This is a genomic window from Bdellovibrio sp. 22V, from assembly GCF_030169785.1.
In the GTDB taxonomy this organism is placed as follows: Bacteria; Bdellovibrionota; Bdellovibrionia; order Bdellovibrionales; family Bdellovibrionaceae; genus Bdellovibrio.
Window position 1 is genome coordinate 3,389,791 of the sequence record NZ_CP125854.1, and the last position, 21,319, is coordinate 3,411,109.

A 21,319-nucleotide genomic window follows, 5' to 3' on the forward strand; every position below is an offset into this window, starting at 1 on the left:
GTACAAGTGAAAACTTTCATCACAGCGATGATCGCTTTCATTCTCTTGGGAGCCGCGACTGCCTTTGCCAAACAAAGAACAGTCCGTAAAGTCCAGGAAGTAAATTTCGGTGAGATGAACCTTAAGGGGACGATTCGCAACCCTGACGGCGCCTATCTTGTGCAAAAAAGAGGTATCAAGTTTATGCCTCTTTACGATGTGCAAAAAGATATGGATGGCCGCATCCGTGAATCCGCTCTCTACTTGAATAACTAATTTATTTATTAGTTTGACTGAGGTGTCATATGCTCACGTTGATTGTACGTCAGTCCTTGAAAAATGGGACTGCAAAAACCTGGAAGCTTCGTTCGAATAACACAACTCACACCTTCGGGTCTTCCCGTTTGGCGGATGTGATCTCTATCGCTCCCGGCACAAAAGGTATTCAAGGTCTTTTTGAGTACCGTGATGACCGCTGGTGGTATGTCAACATGGATCTCAATTCCAGCGCGAACGGCGGCATTTCTCCGGCGCTCTGCCTGGATTCGGAAAAATCCGTGGAGCTTGAAGACTGCGTTCTGCACTTCTCCCCTATCGAAAAGGAAACGGATCTTTATCTGCGCCTGGAAAAAGCCGGTAAAGAGCAACGGGATTCGCACAAGAAATTCCAGCTCTATATCGTAAAACAAGCCGGTAAAGTGGTAGAGACGAAAGTTCTGCCTTTGAATAAAAAATTTAAACCTTCCATGGCCGTGACACCGCTGACAATTGCGTGCACGCCTTCAGAAGAGTGGCAACGTCAAACTGTCGGCGATCTTGAAATCAGCCAACGTACGGTTTCAATTGAAAACGCCGCAGCTCTGGCCCGCTTAACGGCCAGCCAATTGGTCGATGAAGATTCTAAAAAAGGTCTTTTCATCGTTCTTGGCGCGGCTTTCTTCTTGGTGACCGTCGGTATTTTCGCACCGAAGAGTCAGGACCTTGAAGTCGCGGCGGCTCCACCGAAAGTGGCGCAAAAAATTATTGTTAAAACAGAACTCAAACCAAAACGTAAAAAAGCAGAATCACCAAAACCACAACAAGTGGTTGTGAAAGAAGCGGCTCCTGCGGCAGGTCCAAAAGTGGAAATGCCTACCAACGGCAGCCAAAGCAGGGTTTCAAAAATGATGAAGTCCTTGGCTGGTGGCCGTATCTCTCAATTGATCGGAAAAGTTTCCGCACAAGCAGCTAAAAGCGGCAACGTTGTTTTTGCTAACGGTGTAAAGGCCGGTAGCGGAGCTTCGGGTCGTGCTCTTGCAGCTGTAGGTGGTATGGAACGTTCCGGTCGTGACTGGGGCAGCGAAGGAACTGGTAAAGGTGTTGTCATCTCCACTGCGGGTAAAGGTGGCGGTAACAGCGCTGCAGGAATGGGTGGTCTTGCTGCCGGTGGAACTGGTAATGCCGGTGTTGGTTTGATTGAGGAAGAAGGCGAAATCACAGGCGGCTTGGACCGTGAAGTGATCGCGCAATATATCAAATCAAAATTGGGACAAATCCTTTATTGCTACGAACGTCAACTCAGCGCCAATCCCGATCTTTTCGGTAAAGTCGCTGTAAGATTCACCATCGGGCCCTCGGGCTCCGTTGAACAACAACTAATTGGGGACACAACACTTAAGAACGCAACCGTTGAGGGATGTATATTGAATAGGGTTGCTGCATGGAAGTTTCCTTCTCCACAAGGGGGAACTCGCGTGCTCGTGACGTATCCATTCTTATTCAAAAGTACAAACTAAGGCGGGGGTAATATCATGTTGAAGAAAACACTTTTAATGTTCATCTTGGCTGCATCGCAAGCTTTTGCACAGCAAGGAACTGAGACTAAGCCGGCAACAGAGCAAAGAGGCAGCGACAAGTTGGACATCAAAAAACTAGAGCAAAAATATTGGGCCGCTAAAGACGATGACTTTAGCGTCGTACAAAATCGTCGTTACACAAAAGCGGAAAGATTCTATCTGAACCTGGCTGGTGGTGTACCCATCAATGACCCGTTCGGAACAGGCACGATCACATCAGCACAACTCGGTTATTTCTTTAATGAACGCTGGGGTGTGGATATTAACTACACGAACGCGGACATGAAAGATAACGATAATACCAAACAGTTTATCGACGAGAACGGAACCGCACCGAACTACAACTTCTTTAAAAACTCGAAGATGTTGTCGGTTACGTACGTTCCCCTTTACGCAAAAATGAGCTTCGTTGACAAAGCCATCATCTATTTCGATATGGGCATCCAAATCGGTGTTGGTACAACGGACTACATCATTAAAAAAGAGGAAGGCGACGAGAATAAGAGCGCGATGAGCTACCAAATCGGTATCAATCAGCAAATTTTCTTCTCGGAGCATTTTGCGATCCGCGCGGACTTCATCAATAAATTTACGAATGAAGACCGCTTCAAGTACAGCGCTATTGCACCAGATCGTGATCTTGGATCCAAGATGGTGAACGACACGCAACTTCTATTGGGGATCACATACTGGCATTAATTTTCTCCATGGGTGGGGGATTTATGTATAAGCCTTTAAAAATACTATTAGCGATTCCACTTCTGTGCGGCACGGCTTTGGCTGAGCCCGCACTGACAGTGAAAAAATCAGGGCGACCAGCGGCGACAGGATTGAAAGTTAAATCCAGTTCTGTTCCAACCTTTGAGGTCTATCAGAAAAAAGTCGTCAAAGGTAAAGTCGAAGTCTTTAAAGTAAAAAACATTCCTTTGCTGGATCTCGGGGAAGAGAGAATTCTTGAAGCGCCAACGCTCAGTCCTCTTCGCCTCCCCGCTTCTCGTGACGTGAGTGTGGCAGAGGCAAAAAGACGTCCGTCTCCCTTGCCTTTGCAATTCAACGTGGCGCCTTACAACGTCACTGTGGAACCTGCAAAGTCCCTGACGAATGCGGAAGCTTTCAAAAAAATTCCAGACGTCAAAATCTTGAATCCGGTTCAAGAGCCTGTAACCCAAGATCCTTTGGTACAGTTGGCAAAACTGGATGACATGCAACCTAACGACTATAAACTCTTGCAGGCTTTGATTTTCCTGGAGATCCAAAAGAACTATGAACTTGCAATGGGCTTGTTCGCAGAACTTATGGAAGATCCAGAGCACAGAATCGAAGCGCTTTATCACTATGCGATGACGGCGAAAGGTCTGGGTCTAAATTCAGAATTCCGCCAATACATGATCCAAGTGGCGCAAGAAACAAAAAACAAAGAATGGCAGCAGAAAGCAACGGAAGCCCTTGTTCAAAACATCAATGTTTTGGAAGTGTCTGACATCGCCTTTGTCGATCCTCTTGTTATTAAGTACGAAATCGACGTTACAAAGAATGATGACTACCAATTGACACGTGCGAAGCACTATTCCGAAAAGGGCCAATTGGGACTTATGGAAGACGCTTTGGTTTATATCTCTGAAACGTCTCCCCGTTATCCGGAAGCTCTTTTGTTGAATGCGCTCTTCAACTACCGCCAAGGTAAAGTGGAAGATGCCGTTGTTCACTTAGACCGTTTGATGAAGGTCACAGAGGCGGATAAAACATCGCAAATCCGTTCTGTCGGTGCTTTGACATTGGCGCGCATGCAGTTCCAAAAGAGCGACTATAAAGAAGCCTTCCAATCTTATTTGAAGGTTGATAAGTCGAATCCTCTTTGGTTGCAAGCGATGGTGGAAAGCGCTTGGACACAGATCCTGGGCGAAGACTATGAAGGTGCGGCAGGGAACATGTTCTCTTTGCACACAGACTTCTTTAAAAACGCCTTTGCTCCGGAGTCTTACGTTGTTCGTACCGTCGGTTACTTGAACCTGTGCCAATACGGTGACGGTGTGCAAGTTCTCAACGAGATGAACAAGAAATACGCTCCTTGGAAAAAGAAGCTCGAAGACTACATGCGAACTCGTAAAGAGTCCGTAAATTATTACGACACCGTGAAAAACTGGTTGAAGAACTCAGACCTTAAAGAGGTCGACGGTCTTCCCCGCTCTTTCATCGTAGAGTTGGCTCGTCATCCGGCTTACATGAGCGTGCAAAAACAAATCAATAACTACGAGGACGAAATTCTTCGCTTCAACAAGATCGCTTTGACTTTGATTAAGAAAGAGCGTGAGTTGATCGCGAAACAAAATGAAGCCAATAAACTATTGGCGGAGGCAAAACGCGGCATTAAAGGCAACAGCCCTTCTGAATCCGCGGTGCAAAACGTGCAAAGTGCCGAGAAAAAACTTTTGAGTTACCGCATTCAATACCATATCGCCAAGAAAGCCCGCATCTCGATTAAGAATTTGCGCGCGCAAGGCTTGGCTCGTATTGAAAAAGAGAAAACTGTTCTTCGCGCCCAGGCTTCCCAAGCGTTGCAATCACGCTTTGGCGAAATGCTTGCTAGCTTGAACAAAGTTCTCGATCAGAATGAGGTTCTGCAATACGAACTTTACTCTGGCGCCGGCGAACACATCCGCTACCAAATGGCTGGCGGTGACGTAAATACGAAAGAACGCCCAGAACTGAAAGTTGAGAAAGAAAAAAGTCTGAACTGGAAATTCAAAGGTGAAATCTGGGAAGACGAAGTGGGCCACTACCGCTCTTCTCTTAAAAATGTCTGCGCACAACAAGATAATGTCGCAGGTTTGTCTGAACAATAGAAAGGATTTTCAAGATGAAACTCGCTAAAGCAATGACGACTTTGACTATCGGTGTTTTGATGAGCTTGCACACAACGGCTTTCGCACAAAATTCAGCGAAAGAAGGACTTGAGCGCATCAAATCGAATTTGAACAACTCCAAAGCCAATCTCACTGAGTATGAAAAGAATCTGAAGACGGTGGAAGGCAATATCGCGGAAGTGAACAAGGCGAAATCTCAAGTTGAAGGACAACAAAAACAAGTTCTGCAACAAGTGGAAGAAAACAACCAGGCCTTGGGACGCATCGGCGGTCAGGAAAAAGAAATCCAACACTTGATCAACGATGAAAGAAATAAAATGGCGCAAGAGACCCAAAAGATTCAAGAGCTTGAAGCCATGATCGCGAAGATCAAAGAAAACCAGAAGAAACGCGAAATGAATATCTCGGACTATCAATTGCAGATCAACCAATTGGCCGAAGAGAAAAAAATCTGGGGCTCCCGCGCCGCAAGCTTGAAAGAGCAAAACGACCAGGTGAACAAACAGCTGCGCACCCTTGCGAGCGAAGAGAACGAATGGAAAGCGAAACAACGCGGTTATCAAGGTGAAGTAAAACGCTGGAGTAAAGAAGTCGAAAGACAACAGAAAATCAGCGACAGCTACAACTCTTTAGCTGAAGTGAAATAAGAGTTTCTTCTAATTCCTCCATGCAGGGTCGTCCTATCCCGGGACGGCCCTTTTTTTTGAGTTTTTTTACATTCATATTAGTAAAAATAGACTCAAGTCCCGACCAATTAAACCGAAAATTTATTTCACAAAAATATTTAGTTTCCTAAATAAATAAACAAAAAATGCATGAGGAATGTATATGAATTCATCGTCTTTAAGTTCTTGGTTCAAAGGAATCAAAGGGAAGCTGCTCTTCGCGGCGGCTTTGCCCCTCGTTGGTTTCGGAACCGTTTGGTTGATTTCCCATTCGGGAATGAGCGGACTTGCTAAGGTCATTAGCAGCTCCAACAACGACGTCATCCCGAGTCTTCAGGGTCTCGGCCAGATCCGCACAGGACGTAATAAGTTTGGTTATCAGGCTTACGCAGCTTTAAACTTCCGCGGCAACGCCGAGAAAAAAGCAGAGCGCCTAAAAATTGCTCGTGAGGCTATCGATGAAATTAAAAAAGGCATCGAGTTCTACGAGTCCTTCCCGTTTACGCCCGAAGGTGAAAAACTCTGGGCTCCTATGGCGCGAATTAAAGAGCCTCTTTTCGCCTCTATGGAAAAAGTCGTAAAACTTCTTGAAGAAGGCAACTACGATGAGGCGCAAAACATTCTGGCGACCAACATTTGGGATTACGGCGTAATCATGAATGGCGCGACGACATCTTCATTGAACTATTACAATGAGCGCGTAAAAGCTGAAACCTTGGAAGCCAATGAGTCCGTGAAAACAGCGAATACCATGGTTTTGACGGTCACTCTTATTTCGTGTTTCTTGATTTCTGCAATTCTTTTATGGATTGCCTCACGTGTTTCCGCTTCCGTGGGTTCGATTGCAGAGAGACTCACTGGCGCCGGCAACCAAGTGGCTTCGGCGGTCGAACAATTGAACGAGGCTGGGAATTCATTGTCACAATCTTCAACGGAAGCGGCGGCTTCTTTGGAAGAAACTGTGGCGGCTTTGGAAGAGATGTCTTCGATGGTGCAAATGAATTCCGACAATGCCAAACAAGCGGCGGCTCTTTCGGCGTCTTCTCGTGACGCGGCTGAAACCGGCGAACGTGAAATTCAAACTTTGATTCAATCAATGACCGAAATCTCGAAATCTTCCAAGAAAATTGAAGAGATCATATCAGTCATCGACGATATCGCTTTCCAAACAAACTTGTTGGCTTTGAACGCTGCGGTTGAAGCCGCTCGTGCCGGAGAACAAGGTAAAGGTTTTGCGGTGGTTGCTGAGGCCGTTCGTGCCTTGGCGCAAAGAAGTGCCGCTGCAGCGAAAGATATTACGACTCTTATCAAGGACTCCGTTTCACAAATCGAGAACGGCAGTGAAATCGCTGATAAGAGCGGTACGGTTCTGAGCAATATCGTAAACTCCGTTAAAAAAGTCTCTGACTTGAATACCGAAATTGCGGCGGCAAGTTCGGAGCAAACGACAGGCATCCAGCAAATCAGCAAAGCGATGAATCAGTTGGATCAGGCCGCACAATCAAACGCCGCCTCTGCCGAGGAAATCGCGGCGACAAGTGGCGAGATCAACAACCTGGCGATGACATCACAAAACCTGACGGTGGAGTTGAATACGATCGTTCTTGGCGCCTCCGAATTGCCTGCGGGACAGGTGATGGAAAGCAAGACGAAGGTCGCGCACAAGCCTGCGGCAAAGCCGACGGTGAAAAATAAAGTCATCCCGTTTAAGACAAAACCGGCCACTGCGAAGAAAAAAGATTCGCAAGACGTGATTCCCTTCGATGAGGATGAGCGCGCTAAGGTCGGAACAACAGACGGTTTTTGATTAGAATTCGTTAACATATAAAAATTTATTTACAACCCCCTCGACCTTCGCGGGGGTTTTTCTTTTTTTAGTCCTCTTGATTCATATCCTTAAATCTAGACTCTATCGTCTGCGTAACATTCCGAAAAATTCTCTGTAAATTTTCAAACAAGATTAGGAGCGCATATGAATTTAGCAGGTTGGTTCAAAGGAATTAAAGGGAAACTTCTCTTCGCGGCATTCTTGCCGATGATAGGTTTCGGTATCATTTTCGTTGTGGCTTTGCGGGGTCTGGATCGAACAAATTTGATCTTGGAAGATGCGCATAGCCTTATTATTCCCAATCTTATGTATCTCGGCGAGATGCGCCAGTCGCGCAACAAGTTCGGTTATCAAACATGGAACGCTTTTGACGTCATCAATGATCCCGAAAATCTAACAAAGAAACTGAAGAGTGCAAGAGAAGGCATCGAAGAGTTTTCGACAAACTATACGAGCTATGTGAATGCCCGTTTCGCTCCAGGGGAAGCCGAAATCCACGATAAGGCGAAAGACACTGTTCCCCTTCTTATTAAAACAATGGAAGAGATTGTCAGACTTATCGAAACAAAAGACCCACAAAAAATTGCTGAAGCTAAGCATCTTCTTAACACAAAGTTTCTTGAACAAAATGCCGTCGTTCGTGACTTCAACCGCGCGGTAGACAAACTCTATTCCGATCATGCGAAACACGATGCTGTCGAGGCGAAAGAAACTCGTTCCTATGTTTTCAATATGCTCATTATGATCACTCTTGCATCAGCGTTTGCGATTTTCGGAGTTCTTCTTTGGGTCGCAGCACGCATCTCAAATTCAGTGAGCTCGATTGCGGGTCGTTTAACAGTCGCTGGCGGCCAAGTTGCTTCTGCGGTTGAACAATTGAACGAAGCCGGAAATTCTTTGTCGCAATCATCAACGGAAGCGGCAGCTTCACTTGAAGAAACGGTCGCGGCGCTGGAAGAGATGAGTTCCATGGTACAAATGAACTCTGACAACGCAAAACAAGCGGCCGCTCTTTCTGCTTCTTCGCGAGATTCCGCAGAACACGGTGAAAAAGAAATTCAAAGTCTGATTCAATCTATGACAGAGATTTCCCAGTCTTCTAAAAAGATTGAAGAGATCATCCACGTGATCGACGATATCGCTTTCCAAACAAACTTGCTGGCTTTGAATGCGGCGGTGGAAGCGGCTCGTGCCGGTGAGCAAGGTAAAGGTTTCGCGGTTGTTGCAGAAGCCGTTCGCTCTTTGGCACAAAGAAGTGCCGCTTCAGCGAAAGACATTTCAAGTCTTATCAAAGACTCGGTATCACAGATTGAAAGAGGCAGTGACATTGCCGATCAGAGCGGTGCTGTTCTTACAAACATTGTGACGTCGATCAAAAAGGTTTCTGACTTAAACAACGAGATCGCAGCCGCCAGCGCGGAACAAACAACAGGCATCCAGCAAATCAGCAAAGCAATGAATCAATTGGATCAAGCATCACAATCCAATGCAGCTTCTGCTGAAGAAATCGCAGCGACAAGTGGCGAGATCAACAATCTTGCAGCCACGAATCAGAATCTAACTGTGGAACTAAACACATTGATTCTTGGTGGGAACCCGCACGTGGAAGCGCCTTCTGCTTCCACAGCGACTGCGACTAAAAAGTTCGCGGCACCAAAAAAATCCAATGTTGTGCAATTCAAACAGTCCAAAGAAACGATGAAGGTGTCAAAAGCTTCGGACATGATCCCGTTTGATGAAGATTCTCGCTCTAAGGTCGGGACGACGGACGGATTCTAGAAACTTGTTCGCAGCTAAGTATCGCAGCGAAAGCAAAATATACGAGCACAGCGATAAAAATCGTGACGAAGAGGGCTAGCACTTGCAGCCCTCTTCCTGTTAGAGCCATCAACAGCGAATAACTTTGCAGACTCACCGCCAAAGCGGCACACGCAACGAGAATTTTTCCAAGGGATTTTCCTACCCTCCCCCACTGAAACTGCAAGTTCCACACACGAAGGCCTGCCAACAAAATAACCGCATTTAAAAAAGCGCCGATCATTCCCGACAGAATCAAACCGTTTAATCCGGAGTGCGCCATTAAAAGCGGCGCCAAAAGAATATGCACACTCAGACACAAACCCGAGACCACGGCGGGAAACCACGTGTTCTTGATCGCATAGTAAAGCGGCATTAAAACGCGACTGCACGAAATCATCAGCAAGCTTAAGGCATAGATTTTAAGAACACCACTTGTCGCCGCGACGTCGGTGACTGTGAAGCGACCGCGCAAGAACAGGACTTCAATGATCGGCTCCGCTAGCACAAACAATCCGACCGCCGCCGGCAGAGCCAGGAACAGATTCATTAGAAAGCTCTCTTGCGCTGTTTGCTGAAACTGCACCTGATTTTTTTGCGCGACGTACTCACTGAGTGTCGGTAGCAACGCCGCTCCTAAACTGACGGAAATTAAAGAAAGCGGCAGCTCTAAAAGACGATCGGCCCAATAGATGTACGAGATGGAGCCCTCTGCCAAGGAACTCGCAAAATACAAATTCACCAAGGTTGAAAACTGCAAAAGCCCCATGCCGATCAACCCAGGCAGCATATTGCGCAGAACTTTTTTCGTGTCCTCGGTGAAGATGTTGTGCAAACGAAAGTGTGGCAAATAACCGCGGCTGCGCAGTGCGATCCAAAGCAGCAGAGCCTGCAAAGCGCCGCCGACAAGCACTCCCCACGCCAGTCCATCCCCGATTTGCGGAAACCACGACGGCGGCATAAATGTAAAAATCAACATCGCGACATTCAGAAGTGCCGGAGCTAAAGCCGGAAGCCCGAAACTCCCCAAAGAATTTAAAATCGCCATGAAGTACGCATATGAACAGACAAAGAAAATAAAGCCGAACATGATACGCGCCATGCGCACCGTGAGTTCCCACTTCGTAAGATCCAAGCTGTAATCAGAGGCTAAAAGAAGACGAAGGATGTCCTCCGTAAACACGATCCCCAGAAGAGTCAGCGTCCCCAGAAAGATCAGCAGCAAAGTATAAAGCGCATTCATGAGGTTTTGCGCGCGAGGACCGTGAAGGTCTTCGGCTCGGGCTTCCATAAAAACTGGAATAAAACTCACAGACAGGGAGCCTTCCCCGAAAAGACGGCGGAAGAGATTAGGAAGACGGAAAGCCGCGGTCCACGCATCGGTAATGCTTCTTTCAAAGAGAGCCCCCAGCGCCATGTCCCGCAAAAGCCCCAAGATGCGGCTCGTTAAGGTCCCAGAGGCCATAAAAAAAGCCCTTTTGAGGACCTTTTTGCGTTCTTCTTTTAATCCGCTTGCTTCCTGAGACACCCTATGTTAATCCCTTTGGTTCGTTTAAAAAGAAGATTACTGTGGAGGTTATCCCTTGGCAAATCATAAGTCTGCAGCAAAAAGAGCTCGTCAAGCTGTTCGCAAAACTGCTGTTAACAACGCTCGTAAGAGCACTGTAAAAACTGTTGAAAAAAACTTGGTTAAAGCAATCCAAGCTAAAGATGTAAAAGCTCTTCCTGAGTTGTTGAAGAAGTTCACTTCTGCAGTAATGAAAGCTACTAAATCTGGCGTTATCAAAAAAGAAACGGCTTCTCGCAAAATCAGCCGTCTTTCTACACGCGTTTCAGCTACTAAGTAGTCGGTTTAAATAAGTTCGGATTCAGTTCGCGCGGATACAAACGCGCGAATTTGTCTTTTGATAGCGAATTCGATCGAATTAAAGCTAAGACCATGGGTGACTCTGTCACCCTCTTTTTTTTGCGTTGAACGCACGATTCCCCGTAAGAAGACAAAGTCTCCACCGGGAACTTGAAAGCTCACGACAAGCTCATGCCCTTCCGTCAGAACATATTCTGTGGAAATGGACATACCGCCTTCCCCGATCTCACCCGATTCACACATAAAATAAGTGCCATCACAAAGGACACCGATTTTGCGTTTCATCGCGCGACGCGGATACTGACGACGGAAATAACCTTTATCTTCGTAAGCCTTGCTCATCAAAGAACTTATCGGAATTTTGCAGGGAAAACTGTATTAGTGCGCGAGCTGTGTGCCGCAGGTCTTAAGAACCATGTTCTCAAGCCAGATGTGACTGGACAATGGTGAAGACTTTAAGGCTTTGTCTGTCTCACAAAGAACCACCAGCGTTTGTTCCAGCTTCTTTGCGGTCCAGAGACGGGCCTGATCGATATAACTTTCCAGGAAGTACGGCGGGATCTGTGCATAGTGAGCGAGCTTCGCGCCATGCAAGCCTTCATCCATACCACGCTTGAGAGTCAGCAAAATACGCACGTGACGAGCTACGAGGGAAACAATACCGATCTCGTTCTGCCCTTGATCCAAAAGATGCACCAGATGCTCCAGCGCTTTGACACGGTCGTTTTCACCAATGGCTTTCGTGAAGTCGAAAACGTTTTCTTCTTTCGAGCGCGACACGGCTTGTGCCACGTCCGCCATCTCGATACGGCGATTGCCGCCGACGAAATCGCCGAGCTTTTTTAATTCCGCTTCGATTTCGGTCAGATGATGTCCCACAAGCTTATGCAACAAGTGAATGGCATCGTTGCTGATCGTCAGCCCCAAAGACTGCGCGATGTAGTTGATCCACGAAGGAATCTGATTTTCGTAAGGCTTTTTAAACTCCACACACTCGGCTTTATCCAAGAGCATGCGGATTTGTTTCTTACGTTTATCCACGCGCGAAGCGAGAATCACAAAAACAGAACTGTCGACAGGCGACTCAAAAAGAGTTTCCAACTCGGCCCATTCTTTGTCTGTGAGTTCTTGCGCCTCTTTAAGAATAATCAGACGACGAGCCGCCATCATCGGCAACGTCTCTACCGCATCGCGAACGACCGTGATATCGGCGTCACTTGCATAGAAAAGACTGTAGTTAAAATCCACAGCGCCTTCGGTCAAAACAGCGTATTTAAATCTTTCAACGGATTGGTTGAGCAAGTAAGGCTCTTCCCCGAAAAGGAAGTACAACGGCGCTAACTGACCTTTTTCAAGATCACGGTAGAATTTTTGCGCGTCGATGAGTGCCATTCTGCTGCTTAAACCTTGTTAGAAATTCTCTGTAATACGATCATGGGCCTCGATCATAATGTCGTTCGCCATGACGTCAATGTTCTGCCTTCGCGCAGAAAGATTGTAAAGAGGATTTACGGAGTTAATACCAGCTTGCGTCACTTGAGGTGCTGCATAAGTACGCTCACCACTGAATGAGCCACTCCATAGAACAGTTCCGTCAGCTTGACGAACCACGTTTACAGTTACGGTCAAAAGAATACGATATTCCGACGCAATCACTGTTCCATTAGGAAGATAAGGGGAGGAACCATCCCCCGCGACACGCTTTGCGCCCGGCAAATACGTCACAGAGTCGATCTGCCCGATCACTGCCACTTCAGAAAGAGAATTGTCCACGACACGCGCAATACGCGAGCGTTGAAACTCCTGAATCAGCGCGTTCGTGAATCCGACTTCAATCCCCGGCTCCAAAGTTTTATTTTTGAAAACAGGAACTGAGATTTGCTTGTAGCCGCCAGGAATGCTGCGATTTGCAACACCAAAGGTATAGGCACATCCCTGAAGAGTCAGTCCAGAGACGAAAACCAGCGAAATGAGAAGGCCTTTAAAGATTGCGTCCACAACCCCAGTTGAGTATAAAATTGTATAGATATCAAGGAAGAAAAATGACCTCGCACAATGATGATTACAGTTTGTTAGCGCCGGGCCCCGTGAACCTCCACCCTGAGGTGCGCAAAGCATTGGCACTGCCGATGATTCATCATCGCACTCCGGAATTCGATAAAATTTTTAAGCGTGTTTTGACCAACATCAAAAGTGTTTTTCAAACGCAAGAAGACGTTTTTCTTCTGACGGCGACAGGTTCAGGAGGAATGGAAGCTCTTCTCGTCAATATTTTGTCTCCGGGCGATAAAATTATTGCTATCGTTTCGGGCAAATTCGGTGAGCGCTGGGCCGAGATGGCGAAAGTTTACGGCGCCCAGGTGACGATCATCGACGTTCCTTGGGGCGAGACCGTCAAAGTTTCTGACGTCGAAGAACTTCTTAAGAAAAATCCTGACACGCGCGCGGTTCTTTGTCAGGCGTGCGAAACGTCTACGGCCGTGGCTCATCCTATCGAACAACTCGGTGCTTTGATTAAAAATTATCCAGAGACTTTATTTCTCGTTGATGCGATCACAGCTTTGGGCGCTTATCCTTTGCCGATGGATGCTTGGAACATTGACGGATTGGTTGCTGGTTCGCAAAAAGCCTTCATGCTTCCAACAGGCATGGCGTTTATTTCTTTTTCACAAAAAGCCTGGAAGATTATCGACAAGGCGACGTGCCCGCGTTTTTACTATGACATCCGTCGCGAGAAAAAAGCCAACTCGGGAGGAGAAACTTATTACTCTTCGAACGTGGCCTTGATTCGCGCATTGGATGTTGTTTTGAATATGATCGCAGCACAAGGTTTAGAACAACTGTTTCACGAGATCCACCGTCGCGCCGAGCTCACGCGCCGCTTTGGGCAAATGCTGGGCTTCACGTTATTTGCAAAATCTCCGAGTGATTCTGTGACCGCGCTGCGGGTGCCAGCGCACTTGGATGGCCAAAAAATCCGTCTGCATTTAGAGCAAGTTCACAACATCACGATCATGGGTGGGCAAGATCAACTCAAAGGCAAAGTGATTCGCGTGGGCCACATGGGGTACATCCGCGATGCCGAGATGCTGCGTTTGATTGACTGCTTAGGGTATACTCTGCGCCACTTCGATCCGGACTCGATCACTTTGGAACATATTTCGAATATCTCTATGGAAGCTAAAAACTGGTTGGAGCAAAATCCATGAAAAAGAAAATTTTAGTCACGGATCGTTTTGCTCAAGACAGCTATCTGTACTTGCAACAGCACAGCCATTTTGAAATCGTACGCGCGGATCATCCGCACCATCTGCCTTTGGAACATTTGGTGAGCGCCAATGCATTGCTCATTCGCAGCCGCACGAAAATCGACGAAGAGCTTTTGAAAAAAGCCCGTCAGTTACAGCTTATTATCACGTGCACAAGCGGCTTTGATCATATTGATCTCGAAGCGACCCAAAAATGGGGCGTGACTGTGATGCACACGCCGACAGCGAATATTGAATCTGCGGCGCAATTGACGTGGGGCCTGGTTTTAAGCTGCGTAAATAATATTTTTCAAGGCCACAAGATGGTGAAATCGGGCGAATGGAAACGCGATTTGATCACGGGTATTGAATTGAGCGGTCGCACTTATGGTTTGATCGGCCTTGGCCGTATTGGCTCGCGTGTCGCCGAAATCGCGCAGGCTTTCGGCATGAATGTCGTGGCTTTTGACCCCTATCAGGAAGACGAAGTTTTTGAACGCTTGCGCATTCCCCGCTTAAGTTACGAAGAGGTTCTAAAGACCGCTGATATTTTAAGCTTCCATGTGCCAAAAACTTTGGAAACAGAGCATATGCTCAACCGCTCGCATTTTGAATACATTCACCGCGGAATCATTCTTGTGAATACTTCTCGCGGTTCGATCATCAACGAGAACGATTTGTGCGAAGCCATTGAAAACGGTTGGCTGCGCTCGGTCGGTTTGGACGTTTTTGAAAAAGAACCTCTGGGAAGAAACTCCAAGCTTCTTACTTATCCGAATGTTGTTTTGACTCCCCATATTGGAGCAAATACGGAAGATGCGTTCTTTAAAGCGTCCCAGATCGCGGCTAATAAGCTTATGGCGTTCTTTGTCGATGGCTCCACTTCTGACACCCTCCCGCCAAGAGCGCCTTGGTATGGAGCGGCTCCATTTAAAGGCGAATAAATCTTGCCTCGCCTCCCCTCTTGAGAGACATTTTCGGGGGAGAGGTTCTTCATGGCTGGTATTGTTGTTGTCGGAGCCCAATGGGGCGATGAGGGTAAAGGTAAACTCATTGACGTGTTCTCTGAAAAAGCGGACATGGTTGTCAGATACCAAGGCGGCGCCAATGCCGGTCACACCTTGGTTGTTAACGGTCAAAAAACAATTCTTCATTTAGTTCCGAGCGGTATCTTGCGTCCTGATACGACGTGCGTGATTGCTCCGGGCGTGGTGATCGACGTTTTTGGCATTCGCGATGAAATCAAAAAATTGAAAGACTCTGGTCTTTTGCAAAATCCAAAACAATTGATGATCTCGGATACGGCGACAATCATTCTTCCGTATCACAAAGCTTTGGACGCCGCTCGCGAAGCTTCTTTGAGCGACGGTAAAATCGGCACAACAGGCAAAGGCATTGGCCCGGCTTACGAAGACCGCGCTTCCCGCCGCGCTGTTTTGTTCGGAGATATCTTTGACAAAAACACGTTGAGAGCAAAAATCGAACTCGCTTTGCGCGAGAAAAACTTCATGCTTGAAAACTACTACAAAACAAACGGTTTCAAGCTTGATGACATCATGGCGGATCTTGCAAAGGTCGCCGAAGAGTTGGCTCCGTACAGAACAAAAGATTCTTCACTGTTCATTAGTAAATCTTTGAAATCCGGAAAACGCGTTTTGTTTGAAGGCGCGCAAGGCACGATGTTGGACATCATGCACGGCACGTATCCATTCGTGACAAGCTCTTCAACATTGTCCGCTAATGCGTGTGCAAGTGCAGGTATTGGCCCGATGAACATTCAAAAAGTCATCGGCGTTTTCAAAGCCTACACGACACGTGTAGGAAGCGGCCCCTTCCCAACGGAATTGCACGACGAAATCGGCAAGAAGATCCAAGCAGACGGTCACGAATTCGGCTCGACAACAGGGCGTGCACGTCGCTGTGGTTGGTTGGACTTGGTCGCTTTGAAATACGCGATTCGCGTGAATGGCATCACGAACTTGGCAATGATGAAATTGGATGTTCTCACAGGTCACGATCGCATTGGTGTTTGTACAGCGTATAAGCTCAATGGCGAAATCATCACAGAACTTCCGACATCTCCGTATGAGTTGGAAAAAGTAGAACCTGTGATCGAGTGGATTCCTGGTTGGACTCAAGATTTGACGAAAGTAAAAACACTTTCTGATCTTCCACGCCCAACAACAAACTACATCGATTATCTTGGCTCACAACTGGGTACACCGATTGACGTAATTTCTGTCGGCCCGGGCCGCGAACAGACATTGTGGGTCAAACCTTTGTTCAATAATTAAGCACAGTTACGCTCTTTCTTCGAGGCTTTGCACACAGCTTAAGCAAAGCCTCGAAAACCTCAAAAAAATCTTCAAAATTTTTTAAAAAACTGCAAGAAATCGTATTGACTTTGTCCCCCTCTTACTACAAATTAGCACTTCCTAAACGGACAGTGGTTCGCTAGCTCAGCTGGTAGAGCACTTCACTTTTAATGAAGGGGTCGATGGTTCGAATCCATCGCGAGCCACCATTTTAGTCTGTTTTATGTTCCTGCACGTTCCCATCGTCTAGGGGCCTAGGACACCTCCCTTTCACGGAGGATACAGGGGTTCAAATCCCCTTGGGAACGCCAAATTTGTAACTAAAAATAAAAAACCCGAATCGAAAGATTCGGGTTTTTTATTTTTACTCACAGTCTGTGTTTCCCAAGGGGACTTGAACTTAAAAGGTCGGCGCAAAAAAAATAAATCTCAAAGCTCGCGGCACGCGGCGTGCGCCGACACAGGGGTTCCTCGCCCTAGCAGGATGCTAGCGCGAGGGTGCCGAAGGCAGGGCGAAGCCCCGAGGCACAGGAAGTGCCGAGCCCCAATCCCCGCGAATCCACGCCAAAGCGAGTTGCAAGCGAAGCGAGCAACAAGCCAGCCCCACCAACCTACTTCCTCCGCAAACAAAACCGGCAAACCTCGCCACCCCTTGCGATGCAACTCTCCAACTTCACACTCATCCCGCCCGAAGCCTGTTCGATAAAGCGAATATCAAAGCGACAAAGCTCCGGATGCTCTTTCGCGACCGAATGATAAACACAATTCGTCGCTTCAATCACAGCACCCTTGCGCAAATCACTTTGCTTCAAAGAAGCCCGATACCCCAATTCATTAAGCGCTTTGGCAATCTCCCCCATCAACTCTGCAGAAGCCCCCGATCCCTCAAAACGCGCTTTCATAGAAGCAGCCACTTTATCCGCAAGTCGCTCCATCATCTTCGCTGTTTTTTGTGAGCCCATTTCTTCAGACAAAAGCTCAAGAATAATATTAGAAAGCCAAGAATACTGCCGCGGAAAAGTTTCGTTGCCTTTTTCAGAGAGTAAATAATAACGACGAGGCCGGCCGACTCCGCCTTTGCGGTCCTCAAAAGTCAGCAAACCCAAAGCGTCGACTTTAATCAAGTGCTCTTTTGCGGCTGTCTTCGTGACGTGAAGAAACTCAGCGAGTTCATCCAAAGTCGCGCCCGAACGATGATCGAGAAGATACTCCAGGATCTTTTTCTGATTCTCATGCAGTCCTATCACGGGACACCTCCGCCCATTTAAACAATTTAAACAGTATTTACCATTTTAATACCTCGGGCGAGGATATGTAAAGAAACGAAATTCTCAACCAGGAGGACTTATGGAAACCACGATAAAATCGACGTCTCTACCAAAGAATCATATTGAAACATCATCTCGCCCCTTACTAACGGGAGTGATCACAGGACAAATCGCCGGCCTCATCATGGCTGTTGTTGTCATGTTAGTTTTCACGCTCTTTCTAGGAAAGAATCCCCTCTACCCTGTGCAAGTCATTGGCTCGATGCTTTTTGGTGAAGCGGCTCTACAGGGTTTTCATATCGGCGCTTTTTTTGCGGGACTTATTCTGCATCAGCTGGGCCCGTCTTTGCTTTGGGGTGTGGTGTATGGCGTTCTTGCTAAAAAGTTCTCTCCACAAACAACAGCATCGGCCCTTTATCTTGGCTTAGGTGTTGGCGTGATTTCCATGGTGGGACCTTATATTCTTATTCCCACACTGATGAATGCTCTTCATGGCGTTGACATCTGGAATCGCGAAGTTCCCATGTTTTGGGATTGGGCTGCTCATCTGGTTTTTGGCGCTTCTTTCGCGCTCTATCCCACAGTGGCGGGCTTTTTTAAAAAATCGTAGTTCGTAGGAGGGACTTAACAGAGGCACAAGAACGTGCCTCTGTTGACTTCCATGTGGCAGTGACTACTTCTCGTTACTTCCACCAAACATCGTATTTCCGTTCGCCGTTTTCTCCGGCACATCCTGAATCACGTCAAAGTGCTCGACGATCTTTCCGTTCTCAACACGAAAAATATCCACAATGGCTTTACCACGATCTTTTTCGTTCTGTTTAGAATGAAGATGCAAAGCCACGAGATCTCCATCGGCCAATGCACGGTGAATCACCACATGCGATTTTGGATTTTTCTTAAAGTAGTCTTCGAAGTACTCGTAAAAAGCCGCCGCTCCATTGGGAACGTACGGGTTGTGCTGAATGTATTTTTTCCCGATGTATTTCTTCGCCGCCTCACGAGGTTTGTGCTGATTAAATGCCATCTCGTAGAAATCGCGCACGAGAACTTTGTTCTCTTCCGGAGTCGCCTTCGTCGTAAAAGACAACAGACAGATCACCGCCACAAGAGCAAATTGAGTTTTCATATAAATCCTCCATTCCTTGAGGATAGACGACAAAAGCAGCCGCGAACAACACGTCAAATGCCAAAATGGAGCTTCAGCGAAAAGTATTGGTAAAAGTAAAAACCCGGATCTAGGCTCCGGTTTAATTTATTTCACGCTTCCGGAAATTCCGTTGAACATAATCCCGACCGAGAAGTACGAGCCGGAAAGATCTAATGTGTCAATGGAGGCGCTGGCGGAGCCCGAGCGGTCAAAGCCGTCGACTTTGTTATTTTCGATGCCGCCTTCGACGACGAAGTAGAATTTTTTGTAACCAATAGATAAGGATCCACCCACCGCTGTGTAGGGAGAAGCGGCCCAGCCTTCACCGGCGGATTTTGTAAACTCGCCGTCTTGGCTTGCCGTTCTAACTTTCAATTTCGTGTTTGTTCCGCCGACCCCAGCAAAACCGTCGAAACGCACAACATCGTTTCTGTACAAAGGAACGCGCGCCAAAAGCAACAAGGCATCCTGATCGACTTTTGCGCTGTAGTCAGTTGCAGAACTTGCGGGATTTTCTTCGACGTCGCCTAAAATCTTCGTATAGCGAACACCGACATCCAGGTATTTCATCGCAGGGTACGTGATCTCAACACCATAACGGGAAACGCTGTCGATCTTTTTAAGACCTTGCGCCTCAATCACTTCATTGACGTTTTTAGGGTCGACTTTGGAATTCCCGGCGAACAAGCGAGCCTGAACAGGAAACTCTTTTGCGTGAGAAACGTTAAAAGAAAAAAGCACAGACACCAGAGCCGTCAACCCCACACTACCCTTGAACATGCAACCATCCTTGAAGATGATTTCAGGTTATGATCAGTGACATTAGCCCTCAAGTCCAATTCAGGTTCCGCGACCTTTAGCTTGAACACCGGAAGAAAATATCATCAAATGAAAGAATGCAAAAACTAACGACATTCCTCATGTTTGAAGGCCGCGCAGAAGAAGCTATTCGTTTCTATATTTCTCTCTTCAAAAACTCTGAGATCAAAGATCTTAAGAAATACGGCAAAGAAGGTCCGGGAAAAGAGGGTTCGGTTCTGCATGCAACGTTCTCTCTGAACGGCCAGGAATTTATGGCGATCGATAGTTACGTGAAACATGCGTTTACGTTTACACCGTCTGTATCCATTTACGTCCAATGCGAATCGGAAGAAGAACTCACCACACTCGCGAATAAACTTGGCGAAAACGGACAGGTTCTGATGCCTCTTGATAACTACGGCTTTAGTCAAAAGTTCACATGGGTGAACGACCGGTTTGGAGTTTCATGGCAGTTGAATCTTGCCTAAGCATAGTGCAATTTAAATCTGCGCGTCGCGATTGTTATTGTAAGCGCGCTCCAGTTCACGAATATCAATCTTCTTCATCTTAAAAAGCGCCGAGAGCATTCTTTCCGTACGCTCGGGCTCGGCATCGCTGATCATCGTCGCCATTTGTGCAGGCACGATCTGCCAGGACAAACCGTATTTATCACGAAGCCAGCCGCACTCTTCAATGGCGCCGCCGTCGGCAGAAAGTTTTTCCCAAAGCGTGTCGATCTCTTTTTGATTTTCGCAATTCACCATCAGAGAGATCGCATGTGAGAATTGAAAAACAGGGCCGCCATTGATCGCTACAAAATCCTGCCCCTCCAATTGAAAGTCGATGGTCATCACCGAACCCTCAGGCATTCCGGAAGCTTTCGCTCCTGATACGCCATAACGAGCGACTTTTTTTATGCGTGAGTTGCGAAATACAGAAAGGTAAAAACGGACCGCGTCTTCGGCGTTATTATCAAACCATAGATTGGGAACGATCTTCTGCATAAGGCTCTCCTGTTGAGTCCAGAATAAAGCACAAACGAGTTTCAGAAGAATATGTACTTCGCCATCCTCCCCCCGGGAATTTCCAAATTCGGACCGGTAATTATTAAGGCCTATAGAGTGTGTGTTGCAAAAATGCGTACACATTCTGCGAAATACCGACGTAGCTATGTAACCTTAACTACATTTTCACCTCTTGAACTCCGATAAATATTCAAGAGATTAAGGAGCTCATTTTGGTACGTCTTGTTTTAGTGCTATTGCTGTCATATTGCATGGGCGCGTGCACCTTATCTGCAGAACTTTTGCAGCAAGCCAGCCAGTTTAAAGACGTTCCAGACGCGTCCTCTCCGGATTCATCCACTGTCGACGTCCCTGCCATCGTGACACGGGAGAAAGGCCATCTCGTGGCTCTTCCGCGCACGAGAGTTTATCTTACCGAGAGTGTCCCGGGTCTGACATTCGCGGCAAAAACCCTGGCCATGTCTAAGTTGGGCACGAGTGAAACGTCTTTGCAAAAACTTACGCAGTACAGTCGTGGCCGCCTTCGCGGCCGAGGACGCGCACATGCTCCGCACTAAAACGCGCCGTCGGGCGCGTTTTACCGCGGGCACAACCTCGCCCCTTTTCTTAATTAAATTTTCTTTGGTGATAATATTTTTGGATATTTTTGTTTCTAGATTGTTTTTTGTTTATTTGGC

22 protein-coding genes and 2 tRNA genes are annotated in these 21,319 nt (G+C 47.0%); 16 read left to right on the top strand and 8 right to left on the bottom strand.

Annotation, left to right across the window (positions count from 1 at the left end; genetic code table 11):
* Positions 1–6: 6 nt before the first annotated feature.
* The 7 genes from QJS83_RS16380 to QJS83_RS16410 all read left to right on the top strand — a co-directional run bounded on the left by QJS83_RS16380 (position 7) and on the right by QJS83_RS16410 (position 8,950).
* A complete protein-coding gene (locus tag QJS83_RS16380) occupies positions 7–255 on the top strand; it encodes a hypothetical protein (RefSeq protein ID WP_284606461.1) in 249 nt (82 codons plus the stop codon).
* A 29-nt stretch (positions 256–284) separates the two neighbouring features.
* The gene (locus QJS83_RS16385) at positions 285–1,754 is read left to right on the top strand and encodes an AgmX/PglI C-terminal domain-containing protein (RefSeq protein WP_284606463.1); all 1,470 of its coding nucleotides are present in this window, start codon (positions 285–287) and stop codon (positions 1,752–1,754) included.
* A gap of 15 nt (positions 1,755–1,769) precedes the next feature.
* Entirely contained in the window at positions 1,770–2,513 is a 744-nt protein-coding gene (locus tag QJS83_RS16390; protein ID WP_284606464.1) for an outer membrane beta-barrel domain-containing protein, read from the top strand.
* 23 nt (positions 2,514–2,536) lie between these two features.
* On the top strand, positions 2,537–4,657 hold the full coding sequence (locus tag QJS83_RS16395) for a tetratricopeptide repeat protein (RefSeq protein ID WP_284606466.1): 2,121 nt from the start codon (positions 2,537–2,539) through the stop codon (positions 4,655–4,657).
* Between the two features lie 14 nt (positions 4,658–4,671).
* Positions 4,672–5,325: a hypothetical protein gene (locus QJS83_RS16400; protein WP_284606468.1), complete on the top strand. Its 654-nt coding sequence runs from the start codon at positions 4,672–4,674 to the stop codon at positions 5,323–5,325.
* Between the two features lie 181 nt (positions 5,326–5,506).
* Positions 5,507–7,150 (top strand): HAMP domain-containing methyl-accepting chemotaxis protein, encoded by a 1,644-nt coding sequence (locus tag QJS83_RS16405; protein ID WP_284606469.1) that lies wholly within the window; start codon positions 5,507–5,509, stop codon positions 7,148–7,150.
* Between the two features lie 165 nt (positions 7,151–7,315).
* Positions 7,316–8,950, top strand: a complete 1,635-nt coding sequence (locus QJS83_RS16410; protein WP_284606470.1) for a methyl-accepting chemotaxis protein — start codon at positions 7,316–7,318, stop codon at positions 8,948–8,950.
* On the opposite strand, the gene murJ is transcribed toward QJS83_RS16410, so the two are convergent.
* The gene (gene murJ, locus QJS83_RS16415) at positions 8,922–10,433 is read right to left on the bottom strand and encodes a murein biosynthesis integral membrane protein MurJ (protein WP_284606472.1); all 1,512 of its coding nucleotides are present in this window, start codon (positions 10,431–10,433) and stop codon (positions 8,922–8,924) included. The genes QJS83_RS16410 and murJ overlap by 29 nt on opposite strands.
* A 118-nt stretch (positions 10,434–10,551) precedes the next feature.
* On the opposite strand from murJ, the gene rpsT reads away from it, so the two are divergent.
* Positions 10,552–10,815 carry a 30S ribosomal protein S20 gene (gene rpsT / locus QJS83_RS16420; protein WP_284606473.1) on the top strand — a complete coding sequence of 88 codons (264 nt, stop codon included), beginning with the start codon at positions 10,552–10,554 and terminating at the stop codon, positions 10,813–10,815.
* Positions 10,816–10,820: 5 nt separating this feature from the next.
* Here rpsT and QJS83_RS16425 read toward each other — a convergent pair whose 3' ends face one another.
* From QJS83_RS16425 to QJS83_RS16435, 3 genes are read right to left on the bottom strand one after another with little or no spacing between them, the layout of a single operon-like run.
* Complete coding sequence (locus QJS83_RS16425) at positions 10,821–11,177, bottom strand: PilZ domain-containing protein (protein ID WP_284606475.1); 357 nt, start codon at positions 11,175–11,177, stop codon at positions 10,821–10,823.
* Positions 11,178–11,213: 36 nt separating this feature from the next.
* Positions 11,214–12,227: a DNA polymerase III subunit delta gene (holA, locus tag QJS83_RS16430; RefSeq protein WP_284606477.1), complete on the bottom strand. Its 1,014-nt coding sequence runs from the start codon at positions 12,225–12,227 to the stop codon at positions 11,214–11,216.
* An 18-nt stretch (positions 12,228–12,245) separates the two neighbouring features.
* A complete protein-coding gene (locus tag QJS83_RS16435) occupies positions 12,246–12,833 on the bottom strand; it encodes an LptE family protein (RefSeq protein WP_284606479.1) in 588 nt (195 codons plus the stop codon).
* Positions 12,834–12,877: 44 nt separating this feature from the next.
* On the opposite strand from QJS83_RS16435, the gene QJS83_RS16440 reads away from it, so the two are divergent.
* The 5 genes from QJS83_RS16440 (at position 12,878) to QJS83_RS16460 (ending at position 16,709) form a co-directional block, all read left to right on the top strand.
* Positions 12,878–14,044, top strand: a complete 1,167-nt coding sequence (locus QJS83_RS16440) for a pyridoxal-phosphate-dependent aminotransferase family protein (protein WP_284606480.1) — start codon at positions 12,878–12,880, stop codon at positions 14,042–14,044.
* Positions 14,041–15,027, top strand: coding sequence for a D-2-hydroxyacid dehydrogenase (locus QJS83_RS16445; RefSeq protein ID WP_284606482.1), 987 nt, complete (start codon positions 14,041–14,043; stop codon positions 15,025–15,027). Before QJS83_RS16440 ends, QJS83_RS16445 begins: the two co-directional genes overlap by 4 nt.
* A 51-nt stretch (positions 15,028–15,078) precedes the next feature.
* Positions 15,079–16,377, top strand: a complete 1,299-nt coding sequence (locus tag QJS83_RS16450; RefSeq protein ID WP_284606484.1) for an adenylosuccinate synthase — start codon at positions 15,079–15,081, stop codon at positions 16,375–16,377.
* A 154-nt stretch (positions 16,378–16,531) separates the two neighbouring features.
* A tRNA-Lys gene (locus QJS83_RS16455) sits at positions 16,532–16,607 on the top strand.
* Between the two features lie 26 nt (positions 16,608–16,633).
* Positions 16,634–16,709, top strand: a tRNA-Glu gene (locus QJS83_RS16460).
* A 300-nt stretch (positions 16,710–17,009) separates the two neighbouring features.
* Here the strand turns inward: QJS83_RS16460 and QJS83_RS16465 are convergent.
* Positions 17,010–17,645 carry a helix-turn-helix transcriptional regulator gene (locus QJS83_RS16465; RefSeq protein ID WP_284606486.1) on the bottom strand — a complete coding sequence of 212 codons (636 nt, stop codon included), beginning with the start codon at positions 17,643–17,645 and terminating at the stop codon, positions 17,010–17,012.
* 100 nt (positions 17,646–17,745) lie between these two features.
* On the opposite strand from QJS83_RS16465, the gene QJS83_RS16470 reads away from it, so the two are divergent.
* Positions 17,746–18,276 (top strand): hypothetical protein, encoded by a 531-nt coding sequence (locus QJS83_RS16470; protein WP_284606488.1) that lies wholly within the window; start codon positions 17,746–17,748, stop codon positions 18,274–18,276.
* A gap of 63 nt (positions 18,277–18,339) precedes the next feature.
* On the opposite strand, the gene QJS83_RS16475 is transcribed toward QJS83_RS16470, so the two are convergent.
* Both QJS83_RS16475 and QJS83_RS16480 read right to left on the bottom strand, forming a co-directional pair.
* Entirely contained in the window at positions 18,340–18,795 is a 456-nt protein-coding gene (locus QJS83_RS16475; RefSeq protein WP_284606490.1) for a nuclear transport factor 2 family protein, read from the bottom strand.
* 126 nt (positions 18,796–18,921) lie between these two features.
* Entirely contained in the window at positions 18,922–19,596 is a 675-nt protein-coding gene (locus QJS83_RS16480; protein WP_284606491.1) for a hypothetical protein, read from the bottom strand.
* A gap of 116 nt (positions 19,597–19,712) precedes the next feature.
* Here QJS83_RS16480 and QJS83_RS16485 point away from each other — a divergent pair, with 116 nt between their 5' ends.
* On the top strand, positions 19,713–20,105 hold the full coding sequence (locus tag QJS83_RS16485) for a VOC family protein (protein WP_284606493.1): 393 nt from the start codon (positions 19,713–19,715) through the stop codon (positions 20,103–20,105).
* Between the two features lie 12 nt (positions 20,106–20,117).
* Here the strand turns inward: QJS83_RS16485 and QJS83_RS16490 are convergent, their stop codons facing one another.
* Positions 20,118–20,621 (bottom strand): VOC family protein, encoded by a 504-nt coding sequence (locus tag QJS83_RS16490; RefSeq protein ID WP_284606494.1) that lies wholly within the window; start codon positions 20,619–20,621, stop codon positions 20,118–20,120.
* Between the two features lie 233 nt (positions 20,622–20,854).
* Between QJS83_RS16490 and QJS83_RS16495 the strand changes: the two genes are divergently transcribed.
* Complete coding sequence (locus QJS83_RS16495) at positions 20,855–21,199, top strand: hypothetical protein (protein ID WP_284606496.1); 345 nt, start codon at positions 20,855–20,857, stop codon at positions 21,197–21,199.
* The last annotated feature ends 120 nt before the right edge of the window (positions 21,200–21,319 follow it).

Excerpts from the sequence above, each read along its gene's own strand:
- QJS83_RS16440 (WP_284606480.1), top strand. The coding sequence starts at position 12,878 with ATGACCTCGCACAATGATGATTACAGTTTGTTAGCGCCGGGCCCCGTG.
- QJS83_RS16400 (WP_284606468.1), top strand. The coding sequence starts at position 4,672 with ATGAAACTCGCTAAAGCAATGACGACTTTGACTATCGGTGTTTTGATG.
- QJS83_RS16470 (WP_284606488.1), top strand. The coding sequence starts at position 17,746 with ATGGAAACCACGATAAAATCGACGTCTCTACCAAAGAATCATATTGAA.
- murJ (WP_284606472.1), bottom strand. The coding sequence starts at position 10,433 with ATGGCCTCTGGGACCTTAACGAGCCGCATCTTGGGGCTTTTGCGGGAC.
- QJS83_RS16425 (WP_284606475.1), bottom strand. The coding sequence starts at position 11,177 with ATGAGCAAGGCTTACGAAGATAAAGGTTATTTCCGTCGTCAGTATCCG.
- QJS83_RS16485 (WP_284606493.1), top strand. The coding sequence starts at position 19,713 with ATGCAAAAACTAACGACATTCCTCATGTTTGAAGGCCGCGCAGAAGAA.
- QJS83_RS16395 (WP_284606466.1), top strand. The coding sequence starts at position 2,537 with ATGTATAAGCCTTTAAAAATACTATTAGCGATTCCACTTCTGTGCGGC.
- QJS83_RS16405 (WP_284606469.1), top strand. The coding sequence starts at position 5,507 with ATGAATTCATCGTCTTTAAGTTCTTGGTTCAAAGGAATCAAAGGGAAG.
- QJS83_RS16450 (WP_284606484.1), top strand. The coding sequence starts at position 15,079 with ATGGCTGGTATTGTTGTTGTCGGAGCCCAATGGGGCGATGAGGGTAAA.
- QJS83_RS16410 (WP_284606470.1), top strand. The coding sequence starts at position 7,316 with ATGAATTTAGCAGGTTGGTTCAAAGGAATTAAAGGGAAACTTCTCTTC.
- QJS83_RS16445 (WP_284606482.1), top strand. The coding sequence starts at position 14,041 with ATGAAAAAGAAAATTTTAGTCACGGATCGTTTTGCTCAAGACAGCTAT.
- QJS83_RS16390 (WP_284606464.1), top strand. The coding sequence starts at position 1,770 with ATGTTGAAGAAAACACTTTTAATGTTCATCTTGGCTGCATCGCAAGCT.
- QJS83_RS16385 (WP_284606463.1), top strand. The coding sequence starts at position 285 with ATGCTCACGTTGATTGTACGTCAGTCCTTGAAAAATGGGACTGCAAAA.
- QJS83_RS16480 (WP_284606491.1), bottom strand. The coding sequence starts at position 19,596 with ATGTTCAAGGGTAGTGTGGGGTTGACGGCTCTGGTGTCTGTGCTTTTT.
- QJS83_RS16475 (WP_284606490.1), bottom strand. The coding sequence starts at position 18,795 with ATGAAAACTCAATTTGCTCTTGTGGCGGTGATCTGTCTGTTGTCTTTT.
- QJS83_RS16490 (WP_284606494.1), bottom strand. The coding sequence starts at position 20,621 with ATGCAGAAGATCGTTCCCAATCTATGGTTTGATAATAACGCCGAAGAC.
- holA (WP_284606477.1), bottom strand. The coding sequence starts at position 12,227 with ATGGCACTCATCGACGCGCAAAAATTCTACCGTGATCTTGAAAAAGGT.